At 43.5% G+C, this 12,756-nt stretch carries 12 protein-coding genes and 1 tRNA gene; 11 read left to right on the forward strand and 2 right to left on the reverse strand.

Annotation, left to right across the window (positions count from 1 at the left end; all coding sequences use genetic code 11):
- Positions 1–281: 281 nt before the first annotated feature.
- The 9 genes from guaB (at position 282) to NYE35_RS00485 (ending at position 8,233) form a co-directional block, all read left to right on the forward strand.
- On the forward strand, positions 282–1,739 hold the full coding sequence (gene guaB / locus NYE35_RS00445) for an IMP dehydrogenase (RefSeq protein ID WP_036679982.1): 1,458 nt from the start codon (positions 282–284) through the stop codon (positions 1,737–1,739).
- Between the two features lie 125 nt (positions 1,740–1,864).
- A complete protein-coding gene (locus NYE35_RS00450) occupies positions 1,865–3,259 on the forward strand; it encodes a D-alanyl-D-alanine carboxypeptidase family protein (protein WP_036679981.1) in 1,395 nt (464 codons plus the stop codon).
- 112 nt (positions 3,260–3,371) lie between these two features.
- Positions 3,372–4,253, forward strand: a complete 882-nt coding sequence (gene pdxS, locus NYE35_RS00455; RefSeq protein WP_076148021.1) for a pyridoxal 5'-phosphate synthase lyase subunit PdxS — start codon at positions 3,372–3,374, stop codon at positions 4,251–4,253.
- An 18-nt stretch (positions 4,254–4,271) separates the two neighbouring features.
- Positions 4,272–4,868 (forward strand): pyridoxal 5'-phosphate synthase glutaminase subunit PdxT, encoded by a 597-nt coding sequence (gene pdxT, locus NYE35_RS00460; protein WP_341119878.1) that lies wholly within the window; start codon positions 4,272–4,274, stop codon positions 4,866–4,868.
- A gap of 74 nt (positions 4,869–4,942) precedes the next feature.
- A complete protein-coding gene (gene serS / locus NYE35_RS00465; RefSeq protein ID WP_038568043.1) occupies positions 4,943–6,229 on the forward strand; it encodes a serine--tRNA ligase in 1,287 nt (428 codons plus the stop codon).
- Positions 6,230–6,296: 67 nt separating this feature from the next.
- Positions 6,297–6,385: transfer RNA gene (locus tag NYE35_RS00470), tRNA-Ser, on the forward strand.
- A 145-nt stretch (positions 6,386–6,530) separates the two neighbouring features.
- Positions 6,531–6,872, forward strand: a complete 342-nt coding sequence (locus NYE35_RS00475) for a hypothetical protein (protein ID WP_036679977.1) — start codon at positions 6,531–6,533, stop codon at positions 6,870–6,872.
- A gap of 11 nt (positions 6,873–6,883) precedes the next feature.
- On the forward strand, positions 6,884–7,036 hold the full coding sequence (locus tag NYE35_RS00480; protein WP_076138623.1) for a small acid-soluble spore protein P: 153 nt from the start codon (positions 6,884–6,886) through the stop codon (positions 7,034–7,036).
- A 105-nt stretch (positions 7,037–7,141) separates the two neighbouring features.
- The gene (locus NYE35_RS00485) at positions 7,142–8,233 is read left to right on the forward strand and encodes a hypothetical protein (RefSeq protein ID WP_038568046.1); all 1,092 of its coding nucleotides are present in this window, start codon (positions 7,142–7,144) and stop codon (positions 8,231–8,233) included.
- Positions 8,234–8,338: 105 nt separating this feature from the next.
- Here the strand turns inward: NYE35_RS00485 and NYE35_RS00490 are convergent, their stop codons facing one another.
- Together NYE35_RS00490 and tadA are read right to left on the reverse strand one after the other, a co-directional pair.
- Complete coding sequence (locus NYE35_RS00490) at positions 8,339–8,908, reverse strand: GNAT family N-acetyltransferase (protein ID WP_341119879.1); 570 nt, start codon at positions 8,906–8,908, stop codon at positions 8,339–8,341.
- Positions 8,909–9,430, reverse strand: coding sequence for a tRNA adenosine(34) deaminase TadA (gene tadA, locus NYE35_RS00495; RefSeq protein WP_341119880.1), 522 nt, complete (start codon positions 9,428–9,430; stop codon positions 8,909–8,911).
- Between the two features lie 304 nt (positions 9,431–9,734).
- On the opposite strand from tadA, the gene NYE35_RS00500 reads away from it, so the two are divergent.
- Complete coding sequence (locus NYE35_RS00500) at positions 9,735–12,062, forward strand: ATP-binding protein (RefSeq protein WP_341119881.1); 2,328 nt, start codon at positions 9,735–9,737, stop codon at positions 12,060–12,062.
- On the forward strand, positions 12,052–12,753 hold the full coding sequence (gene rluF, locus NYE35_RS00505; RefSeq protein ID WP_036679985.1) for a 23S rRNA pseudouridine(2604) synthase RluF: 702 nt from the start codon (positions 12,052–12,054) through the stop codon (positions 12,751–12,753). The genes NYE35_RS00500 and rluF overlap by 11 nt, the downstream gene beginning before the upstream one ends.
- Positions 12,754–12,756: the final 3 nt, after the last annotated feature.

Raw genomic sequence — 12,756 nt, forward strand, 5'->3', positions numbered from 1 at the left:
CCACTGAGCACGGACTAACGTCCAATAATTCGCTTACCCGGGGGCCGTTTTTTGAATACCTACTCTGATGATGTAATGTTCTTGACAGTCCAAATGCCCTTTGCTAAGATGGCAATAATATATTTTTGGATAAGCATCTCAAACCTTAATTGAAGATCTACACTTGTTCAGCCCCCAGATGTACAGAATTGTCTGTCGTGAATGGACTGGAGTCAAAGGTTCTTCTTTCATAAAGTTTGTAGGCGGGTATAATTTAAAACAACCGAGGAGGAATGACCCAGGTGTGGAAAGATAAGTTTGGTAAAGAAGGTCTAACTTTTGATGATGTGCTGCTGGTTCCGCGTAAATCTGAGGTACTGCCTAAAGAAGTGGATTTGACCACAGTTCTAAGTAAGAATGTGAAGTTGAATATTCCACTTATGAGTGCAGGGATGGACACAGTCACAGAAGCAGCCATGGCCATTGCAATTGCTCGTGAGGGTGGCATCGGGATTATACACAAGAATATGCCTGTAGAGCAGCAAGCGGAAGAAGTAGATCGTGTGAAGCGTTCCGAGAGCGGAGTTATTACGAATCCATTCTCACTTACGGCAGAACACATGGTATCTGATGCAGAGCTTTTAATGGGTAAATATCGCATTTCCGGAGTGCCGATTGTAGACAGTGACAATAAACTTGTCGGTATTCTAACTAATAGAGACTTACGCTTTATTCATGATTTCAATATTCAGATTAAAGAAGTTATGACACATGAGAATCTTGTAACAGCTGCTGTTGGTACAACCCTTCAGGAAGCAGAAGGTATCCTGCAACGTCATAAGATTGAGAAGCTTCCCCTTGTGGACGAGAATAATATTCTTAAGGGTCTCATCACCATTAAGGATATTGAAAAAGCTATTCAATTCCCTAACGGAGCCAAAGATGCACATGGCCGTCTACTTGTTGGAGCAGCTGTTGGTATCTCTAAAGACACGTTCGAACGTACTGCAGCATTAGTAAAAGCTGGTGTAGATCTGATCGTCGTCGATTCTGCACATGGTCACCACATTAATATTATTGAAGCGGTTCGCCAAATTCGTGAGTTGTATCCTGATCTTACGATTGTTGCTGGTAACGTAGCTACAGGCGAAGCAACCCGTGAACTTATTGAAGCTGGTGCATCTGTAGTTAAAGTAGGTATTGGACCAGGATCGATCTGTACAACACGCGTTATCGCTGGTATCGGCGTACCTCAGGTTACAGCCATTTATGATTGTGCGACAGTTGCTCGTGAGTATGGAATTCCTATTATCGCTGATGGCGGTATTAAGTATTCTGGGGAGATCACAAAGGCTATCGCAGCTGGTGCTCATGCTGTAATGATGGGAAGTATGTTTGCGGGTACAGAAGAAAGCCCAGGGGAATCTGAGCTCTATCAAGGCCGTAAATTTAAAGTATATCGTGGTATGGGCAGCATGAGTGCCATGAAACAAGGCAGTAAAGACCGTTATTTCCAAGATGATGATAAAAAGCTCGTTCCTGAAGGAATTGAGGGACGTATTGCTTTTAAAGGGCCTCTTTCTGACACTGTTCATCAATTGATCGGCGGATTGCGCTCAGGTATGGGCTATTGCGGTACGAAGTCATTGGAAGAACTGCGTAACGATACTTCTTTCATTCGCATCACAAGTGCTGGACTTCGTGAGAGCCACCCGCATGATGTGCAAATTACAAAAGAAGCACCAAACTATTCCGTATAATGGACTAACCGTATTATTTTTTGGACAGACAGGACTATTTCGTCCTGTCTGTCTTTTTTTGCGGGTACCCCTGTGTTAGAATAGAACAAGCTATTGATATGAGATTTAAAGGAGAGTCGTAATCATTGAAGCACAAACGAAAATTTAATGGTAAGCAAATTGTAATTAAGACAGCGACTGTAGGTCTGCTTTTAAATATGTTAATGAACCCAGTAATTCCAGCATTGGCTGAAGCGGGCAAAACTCCGGTTACAACCGAAGGTGCCGCAACTACTACTGAAACTGCACCCAAGACCAACGCAGTTAAGATCCCTTCTGTGGAATCTCTTAACTTGGAATTGAGTTCTGCTATTCTAATAGAACCAACTACAGGCCAAGTACTTATGGCTCTAAATCCAGATACACCACTCCCACCTGCGAGTATGACCAAGATGATGACTGAATATCTTGTATCTGATGCCGTGAAAAAAGGAGACATCTCTTGGGATCAGAAAGTTATCATTCAAGAGAATGCTTCCAAACAGGTCGGATCACGAATTTTTCTGGCAGCTGGAGATGAACATACGGTTAAAGAGCTATACATAGCGATGGCCGTAGGATCGGCGAATGATGCCACAGTTGCTTTGGCAGAATTGGTATCGGGTTCAGAAGAACAATTCGTAGAACTAATGAATCAGACTGCACAGAAGATGGGCATGAAAAATACCTATTTTATTAACTCAACTGGACTTGATCGGGCAGACATGCCGAAGAAATTCCGTCCTGATCTTGATAAAGAGACTGTAATGTCAGCTAGAGATGCAGCTACTCTTGCTAAATTTATAGTTACTGACCACCCGGACTTCACTGAATTTACAACGATTCAGTCTTATAAATTCCGTGATCGGGATACAGCGCCGATCATTAACTACAACTGGATGCTGGAAGCTAACAAAAGTATCCCCAACTTTAAGGCATATGCTTATCCAGGTCTAGATGGACTGAAGACTGGCCATACCACAAATGCAGGTAACTGCTTTACAGGTACTGCTGTGCGTGATGGAATGCGTCTAATCAGTGTTGTTATGGGTGCTAATTCAGAGGCACATCGATTCACAGAAACTAAAAAAGTGCTCGACTACGGGTTTAACAACTTTGAAATCAAACAGGTTGTAGCTCCGAAGGCTGTTATTGCTGGCACGGAAACAGTTCCGGTACTGAAAGGCAAGAATAAAGATGTTTCTATAGTTACTGATGAAGGAGTTTCTTTCATTGTTCCTAAGGGAACTGTTTCTCCTGAAGTTACTACAACTGTTGTAACAAATGACCCTGCAACTTTAGTTGCTCCTATAGCCCAATCCTCTAAAGTAGGTAAAGTTACCTATTCCTACAAGGCTGAAGGCATGCAAGCAGCACAGGAGAAAACAGTTAATCTGATCACTGTAGAGGAAGCTGAGAAAGCTGGCTGGTTCAAGTTGTTCCTTAGAGCGATTGGCGATTTCTTCGGTGATTTATTTTCAGGGATCAAGAACTTGTTCTAATGCAGTTCGGTGTCGAAATCAGCAGTAAATCCGAGTAAATGGGTTGTAGATTTCCCTTCATTGGGGTAAAATTACAAGTTAGATTAAGATAGATCATTCGGGGGGTTAGGACATGGAAACAGGTACATCGCGAGTTAAAAGAGGCATGGCAGAAATGCAAAAAGGCGGCGTCATTATGGACGTCATGAATGCAGAGCAAGCAAAAATTGCTGAGGCCGCTGGTGCAGTTGCTGTTATGGCTCTGGAACGCGTACCTTCTGACATTCGTGCAGCTGGCGGTGTAGCACGGATGGCCGATCCTACAATTGTAGAAGAGGTTCTCAAAGTGGTAAGTATCCCTGTTATGGCTAAGGCTCGTATCGGCCATTATGTAGAAGCGAAAGTTCTAGAATCTTTGGGTGTTGATTACTTGGATGAGAGTGAAGTTCTTACTCCTGCTGATGAAGTATTCCATATTGATAAACGTGAGTTCACCGTTCCTTTTGTATGTGGAGCGAAGGATCTGGGAGAAGCATTGAGACGTATTAACGAAGGTGCCTCCATGATCCGTACAAAAGGTGAACCAGGAACAGGCAACATTGTTGAGGCCGTGCGTCATATGCGCTTTATCAACAGTCAAATCCGTAAAGTAACGAATTTGTCCAAGGACGAGCTATATAATGAAGCAAAGAACCTGGGAGTTTCCTACGAGCTGTTGCTCGAAGTGCATGAGCTTGGCAAACTGCCGGTTGTTAACTTTGCCGCTGGGGGTGTAGCTACTCCTGCCGATGCTGCTCTTATGATGCATTTGGGTGCTGATGGTGTATTCGTAGGCTCGGGTATTTTTAAATCGGACAATCCTGAGAAATTTGCGCGTGCGATTGTTGAAGCCACTACACACTATACTGATTACAAACTGATTGCTGAAGTATCCAAGAACCTTGGTGCACCAATGAAGGGGATTGATATTGCAACTCTCACCCCGGCTGAACGTATGTCGGAGCGTGGCCGTTAATAGAGAGAAGGTTGTAGGATGAAGATAGGAGTATTGGCGCTTCAAGGCGCTGTTACGGAGCATATTGTTAGTATAGAGAAGACCGGTGTAGAAGGCGTGCCTATCAAGCGTGTGGAGCAGCTAGAAGAAGTTGAAGGCCTGATTATCCCCGGCGGAGAAAGTACAACGATTGGAAAGCTAATGCGGAAATATGGTTTCATAGAAGCCATCCGTGATTTTTCTGATCAGGGCAAGCCTATTTTTGGCACATGTGCGGGTATGATCGTGCTGGCCAAAAAAATTGCCGGTGGTGAACCGGGGCATTTGGAGCTGATGGATATTACCGTAGCCCGGAATGCATTCGGCCGCCAACGGGAAAGCTTTGAATGTGATCTGGAGGTTAAAGGCATTGATGAGCCGGTTCGTGCTGTATTTATACGTGCACCGCTTATCAACGAGGTAGGACCGGGAGTTGATGTGCTTACAGTCTATAATGATGAGATTGTAACCGCGCGCGAAGGGAACTTGCTGGTGTCTTCTTTTCATCCAGAACTGACCGATGATTTCAGACTGCACCAATATTTTGCCGATATGGTAGAGGCGAATAGGGAAGTCCAACAACAAAATTGCATATAAAGAACATCCTGACTCTTTCAAAGCTGTAATCAGCATTTTGAAAGAGTTTAGGCTGTTTTCAGGAGGGAAACATTGTGTTAGATGTAAAAATACTACGTAGTGATTACGCAAGAGTGGAAGAGGCTTTAGAAAAACGGGGCAAATCGCTGGACTTAATTGCTGATTTTCCACAACTTGATTTGCGTCGACGTGAATTACTGCAAGAAACCGAAGGTCTTAAGAACCGTCGTAATACAGTTTCGGGTGAAGTAGCGAAAAAGAAAAAGAACGGCGAGCCAGCAGATGATCTAATTACAGAAATGCGTACAGTATCTGACCGAATTAAAGAGCTTGATGATGAAGTACGTGAACTGGAAGCTCAGATTGCTGATCTTACTATGAATATCCCTAATATTCCTCATGATTCAGTTCCAGTAGGGAAGTCTGAGGATGATAACGTTGAATTACGCCGCTGGTCGGAGCCCAAAGAGTTCGGATTCACTCCGAAATCACATTGGGAGCTTGCGCAGCAGCTTGATATTATTGATTTCGAAGCTGCAGCAAAGGTTACAGGATCCCGGTTTGTTTTCTATAAAGGACTCGGAGCACGTCTAGAACGGGCGCTGATTAACTTTATGATGGATCTTCACAGTGGTGAGCATAACTATGAGGAAATGCTGCCGCCTTACATTGTGAACAAAGATAGCTTGTATGGTACAGGACAACTGCCTAAATTCGAAGAGGATCTGTTCAAGCTGCGGGATACCGAATACTATTTGATTCCTACAGCTGAAGTACCGGTAACGAACTACTATCGCGAAGAGATTTTGACGGCAGCTGACCTGCCTAAATACCATGTAGCTTACAGCTCTTGTTTCCGTTCTGAGGCGGGCTCGGCGGGCCGTGATACTCGCGGTTTGATTCGCCAGCATCAATTCAACAAGGTAGAGTTGGTGAAGCTCACCACCCCTGAATCCTCTTATGAGGAATTAGAAAAAATGACAGCAGACGCTGAAAGTGTGCTGCAGCTGTTAGGACTGCCTTATCGTGTACTTGGGTTATGTACGGCTGATATGGGCTTTACATCGGCTAAGACGTACGATTTGGAAGTGTGGTTGCCTGAGAGTGGGATGTACCGTGAGATCTCCTCTTGCTCAAATACAGAAGACTTCCAAGCACGCCGGGCAAATATTCGTTTCCGTAAGGATCCAAAATCGAAGCCTGAATTTGTTCATACGCTGAACGGCTCTGCTTTGGCGGTTGGACGTACAGTTGCTGCAATTCTTGAGAATTATCAGCAAGAGGATGGCAGTGTTCTGATTCCAGAATGCCTACAACCTTATATGCGCAATGTAAAATCGATACAACCAAAAACTATTTAAAGATATAGTTGCTTTTTCTTTGCATTGTATGGTACAATCCTAATGCATGTGAAATTTAAATGCATTTGGAGAGGTACCGAAGCGGTCATAACGGGGCGGTCTTGAAAACCGTTAGGGTGCAAGCCCACATGGGTTCGAATCCCATCCTCTCCGCCATTCCTTTATGAACTTAAAGAATAATTAGATAGAAACCGTTCCCTCTGGGGGACGGTTTTTTGTTTTGTTTGGTAGACCGAGTTCTATTGAGAATAAAAAGCTTCATTTCTCCGCAATGTATTAGAGAAGGAGGATGATCATAATCATGGATAGATCATTAGAAGTTGATCAGCATAAGCTTGTCTCAGCCTGGCAGGAGCGTTTGCCGGCGTTGATGGATGATGGGGATAGTTTCAGTGTGCTGGCGGATAATGGGGATCCGAATAGCTTGCTGATTCATTTTAATGCGGCAGGTCATCAAGGCTATTCACTGGATTTTCGCTGCAAGTATGTAGATAGCAGAGAAGTGGCAGTGGATCTGCTGGATGTGGAACAGAGCGGTCTCCATATTGATGAGCGTAGTGATGCCGTACAGCAGCTGGCACAGCAATACTCACGGCAAATTCATGAATGTGCTCAGGCTCTTCAGAACTTGACCAATCCTTAGGAGGAATGAAAATGTCGAAACCAAAAAGTATCCCTGTTCCTGGGGCAGAGCCAACAAGTGGTGAGCGGAGAAAAGACCATACTCCTTCAGGTCCAGAACCGCTTTCAGGTTCTAAAAAGGTGAAACAAGCGAACCATGTTGACCACCATAATCCACAAGGTTAACAAATAAAAACGTTAAGAATTTTAAAGAAGTGTTTCTTGATTTTTACAAATGGTTTATCATAGGAGGGGGAGAGATTTCTTTTACAATGGGAGAGGAGAACAATAATGAACAAAAAGTGGGGTTTGTCGGCCGCTGCATTGCTGCTTACAGCAGCAGTAATTCTGCCGGGATGTGCAAGTAAACAGGAGGCGCCAAAAGAGGCCTTAAAATCAGCCGCTACTAAAGCGACTACAATGTCATCTTATGAGATGAAGAGTAAATTCACGATCAACGATCTTACGATCGAGACTTCTGACGCTGAATCTGCTGCAATGACTACACAGGTACTTAGTATGCTTAAGAATGCTGATATTACCATTGATGGGGTATATCAAGCAGAGCCAATGCAGACAGAACTAACTATGGTTCTGAATCTGAAAGGCGATATGAGCATGAGCTTTAATGTTCCTATGGTAATGACTGCCGAGAAGTTGTATGTTAAGATTCCATCTATTCCTTTCGTACCGATTCCTGAGACGATCCTCAATAAGTTTGTAGAGGTTGATCTGAAGGCGTTGGCAGAGCAGGAGGGTGCAGAATTTAACCCAAGTACGATGGATACTCAAAAAATGCAGAAGCTGTCTAATGAAGTGGTGGACACTGTCCTAGCTGAATATGACGAAGAAAAATATTTTAACGAGATTGATCCCAAAGATGCTAATTTACCAGAAGGTGTGGAAGCTAAACAAGTTGTTCAGTTCCAAGTGACTAACGATAATGTTAAAGAAGCAATCACTATCTTGGTGAATAATGCCCTGCCTAAAATTATTGATATCGTAAGCAAGGAAGAATACAAGGATATGCTGCAGATTAAAGATGCAGATCTAGCTAAGGCTAAAGAAGAACTGACATCAGGTGAAGCTAGAACTGAATTGGATAAGGGCTTAGCTGATCTTGATAAGTACCTTACCATCAACCAGTTCCACTATAATACTGCGATCGATAAAGATGGATACGCTGTGTATCAGGATTTATTGATGGATGTTAAAGTAAATGATCCGGAAGATGGCACAAAAGTGGCCTTCTCAGTAAATGGAACGGGCCAATACAGTAAGATCAACGAGAAGCCGGTATTCAAGATTGGCATCCCTCAAGGTGATGATGTAATTACAATGGATCAACTTGGAGAAGAATTCGGTGGTATGGGAACTTATTAATCCCAGTTCGCAAGATTAAGACCCGCATGATGCGTATATTATACGCCCATGCGGGTCTTTTTTTAGGAAAAAAAGTAGCACTCATTCCTGCGACAATGCAGAATCTTATTTCCGTTCCTCAGTCAGCACATCTTCGGTTAAGATTGCGTAGGTTTGGTGATCCTGCCACTGTCCATTTATTTTAAGATACTGACGGGCGATCCCTTCAGGTTTGAACCCACTCTTCTCCAGGACGCTTCGGGAAGCTTCATTATGCAATAAAATAGCTGCTTGAACTCTATGTAGACCTAAGGCCCGGAACGCATAGCCGAGGACTAATCCGACTGCTGCTGTCATATAACCTTGTCCTTGCATCCGATGATCCATTAAATATCCTAAATCAGCATATTGTGCTATACCTCGTGAGACGTTGGACAATGTGATCTGACCGATTAGCTGTCCATCCAGCAGATAAATGCCGAACATATAAGCTCTGTCCTGTAGGGCGTCCTCAATACGCTGATTGATGATCTGTTGTTGACTCTCCAAGGTAAAGAAGTGATCATCACGTTTTGGCTCAAACGGTTCATGGGTTACCCGGTTATTTAAACGAAGCTCCAGCAGGCTCTGTGCATCCTTAAGCTCAAGTGGAGAAATATAGATGCCTTGAGAGGTATGATATAGAGTAAGGGTCATTTAGGAGTCCTCCTTTTGTTTTATTGGCTTTTTACGTAAACGGCGAAAGAAGGAGGTGAGTAGATCTGCACATTCTTCTTGTAAAACACCCTGTATTACCTCAGTTCTATGATTAAATCGCGGCTCTTCAAGCAAGTTCATGAGGGTGCCGGCACATCCAGCTTTAGGGTCAGGCGTTCCATATACCGTGAGAGGCACTCTGGACTGCACTATTGCTCCTGCACACATCGGACAAGGTTCTAGGGTGACGTACAGCTGGCAATCCAGCAGACGCCAAGAATTCATGACATTGCTGGCCTCACGAATGGCTACCATCTCAGCATGGGCTGTCGAATCCATTGTCGTTTCTCGTAAATTGTATCCACGTCCTATAATTTCACCATGTCGAACAATGACAGCGCCAATAGGAACCTCACCTAATGCCTCAGCTTTACGTGCTTCTGCGATCGCCTGCCTCATCCAATATTCATGAACCGCTTGTATATCTTCTGGCGATTCACTGGCTTTAATATTCAAGATCATCTTCCCTTCTTCTATAACCATTGTACAACGAACAAATATTCGTTCTTAACAAAATGTGCATAACTCTGTGGATAACAGCCTACTTATACACATTTTTGTACACACCGGACTTTAATAATTTGTTTATATGTGCATAAGATGTGGATGGTTTCTTATATATTGTAGAGAAACACCTTTTGAATTTCAATATTTGGTGAATTAATAGGCTTGTTTTAAATGTCCTTTTCAAATGAGGGGGCAAAAGGTATGATGTTTATTATAGGCTCCGCAAGGATTTACCAGTGGATAAGAGGTGAATAACAGTTTGTCCATAAAGACAAAACTATCTGCTATTATTTTTGGAGCGGTACTGCTAATTTTAGCATTGAATCTGACATTTAACCTTTATGCCGCTCAGAATAATCTAAGAAATGAAAACGTAAATAATATGCAGATCACCGCTATGCAAATGGCTGTTTCTGTAGAACAAAGTAACTATAGCTCTAACTATGTAGAATATCAAATCGCGCATAACTTAAGAATGGCTGCCATCTTTGCCTCTAAGGAATTGGGTCCGGATTATAAGAATATAACCAACGCTCAACTAAAGGCCCTAACTTCCAAGTTGGGCGTGTCTAATATTTCAATTCTGGTAAAGACTGATAATGATATCGTGGTGACAAGGGCATCAAATCCGATTGATATTGGAATGTCCACTCAAGGTTGGGGGTACTGGTACCTTGCCCTTTTGGAGTTATTTGATAATCAGGAAGTCACTGTGGGACAAGGACAGGCTTTGGATCATTTTTGGTCAGGCCCATTTGAATATTCAACCTACAATCCCGATTTCATTGAGAAGTGGGGTTATTATCATGATGAAGCAAGCAACTACATCATTAATCCTGTTATTCTCAATACTGCGGCAAGTGAATATATCGAAATCACCAACCCCGATCAAATTGTAGAGCGAACCAAAGAAGTTAATCCAGGGATTTTAGAGCTTACAGGATTTAATCCAACAACATTTGGTTTAGCAAGTATGGCGGGCGATGGAAGCGATGCATTTAAAAAGAAACTTGGCAACCGCCCAATTAAGTTCGGTACCTATACTTATGGTAATGTGGAGCAAGATAAAGCAGCTATTCTATTAGCTCAGCAGAAGCAGAAACCAGTTACACTGGAGACGAGGGTACGTGGGAAAAGAGTGCTCAAAAGCTTCATTCCTATTCAGAATCCTAAAATGGAGCCTTACGTAATCGGTGTAGTTTTGGATTATTCTGTGATTTCATCCGTAGTTCATGAACAATTAGCCAATTATTTGACTACGTCTCTGTTATTGCTAGCATTATTTTTGCTATGTAGTTACATACTTTCAGGTTTTATTACTCGTCCAATTCAGGCTATACTTGCCAAAGTCAATGATGTAGCGCGAGGTAAGTTCGAACCTCCATTAAAGGTAACCTCTCGTGATGAGTTAGGTCAATTAGCCTTGCGGATTAACGCTATGACTTCTCATCTTATGCAACGCACCAATCGTCTTAAGCAGACGCTAGAAGAGAACCGGGCGGTTAAGGAACATTTGGAATCCGTAATTAACGGTACGTCTGATGCGATTCATACGTTGGATATGGAGGGACGAATCACTAGCACTAACAGGGCCTTTGAGGAGCTGTATGGATGGAGTGCAACAGAAGTGATAGGCAATATGCCATATCTTGTACCCGCGACAGCGCTTAAGCAAGAGGAAGAGCGGCTTGACGCGTTAAGAAATGGTGCAGTTCTGCCGCCGATCGAGACAGTGAGACTTAAACGGGACGGATCATTAGTTGAGGTTAGCGTTAGTACCTCGATAATTCGAGATGAAGAGGGTTACCCCCATTCCTTTATTCACGTTTCTCGTGATATGACGGAACGCAATCGAATGGAGGAGCTGCTTAGACGCTCTGAGAAACTAACTACAGTCGGCCAATTGGCCGCAGGAGTAGCTCATGAGATTCGTAACCCTCTTACCACATTAAAAGGATTTCTACAGCTTCAACAGGAGAAGGAGCTCTTAGTTCCGCTTCATGTAGAGCTGATGTTATCTGAGCTGGAGCGGATTAATCTTATCGTCAGTGAATTTTTAATCCTGGCTAAGCCACAAGCCGTTCATTTTCAGGAAAAAGATCTTCGCTACATATTAGGCGATGTAGTGTCTCTGTTGGATAGTCAGGCTCATCTACATGATATTCAATTTAGTACGAAATTCTCTGAACAACCCGCTACTGTACATTGTGAAGAGAACCAGTTGAAGCAGGTATTTATTAATATTGTTAAAAATGCAATTGAGGCCATGCCTGAGGGTGGCGTCATTTCAATGGAACTGTGGAACTCTGTGGATTGCGTCTTTATTGTAATCAAAGATCAGGGTGAAGGGATTCCAGAGGACGTGCTGCCTAAGCTGGGTGAACCGTTCTTCACGAATAAAGAATCGGGGACAGGCCTTGGGTTAATGATTAGCCAGCGTATTATTCAGGCTCATAAGGGTCATTTGGAAATACAAAGTGAAGTTGGCCGGGGGACAACCGTTATGATTAAGCTGCCTGCAGCTGGAGGGGGTACACCTTGGCTTAACATTAAGGATGAACGGAGTGAAGAACAACGTGAGAATTAATAAATTCATCAGTGAGACAGGGTACTGTTCACGCCGAGAAGCAGACAAGCTTGTGGATGCCGGCAGAGTTACGATCAACGGAGAGCCTGCTGTGCTGGGCAGTCAGGCTGTTCCGGGCGATGATGTGCGAATAGATGGTATAGCGCTTGAAACCTCAAGCCAGACGGTCTACATTGCTCTAAACAAGCCGGTAGGGATTACATCAACCACAGAACAGCATATCAAGGGGAATATTGTCGATTTTGTAGGTCATCATGAGCGTATATTCCCGATTGGTCGTCTCGATAAGGATTCGGAAGGATTAATCCTGCTTACCAATGATGGCGACATCGTTAATAAAATTTTGCGGGCGGAAGGCCGGCATGAAAAAGAATACGTGGTTACCGTGGACAGACCCATTACGCCTTCTTTTATTACCGGCATGTCCAGCGGTGTGAAAATATTAGGCGAGAAGACGCTGCCCTGTGAGGTAACGCGTATTACGGAGCGTGTCTTCCGTATTATTTTGACAGAGGGCAAAAATCGCCAGATTCGTCGTATGTGCAGCGCTTTTGGGTATGAGGTTCGAAAGCTGCAACGCATTCGGATTATGAATATTCGCCTGGGGGCATTGCAAACGGGAGAATGGCGTGAGCTGTCTGCTGATGAGAAGAAAGAGCTTGGAGCTACGCTGAACTACGAGTTACTGTAGGAG

This window comes from Paenibacillus sp. FSL L8-0494, from assembly GCF_038003695.1.
Taxonomy (GTDB): Bacteria; Bacillota; Bacilli; order Paenibacillales; family Paenibacillaceae; genus Paenibacillus_AQ; species Paenibacillus_AQ odorifer.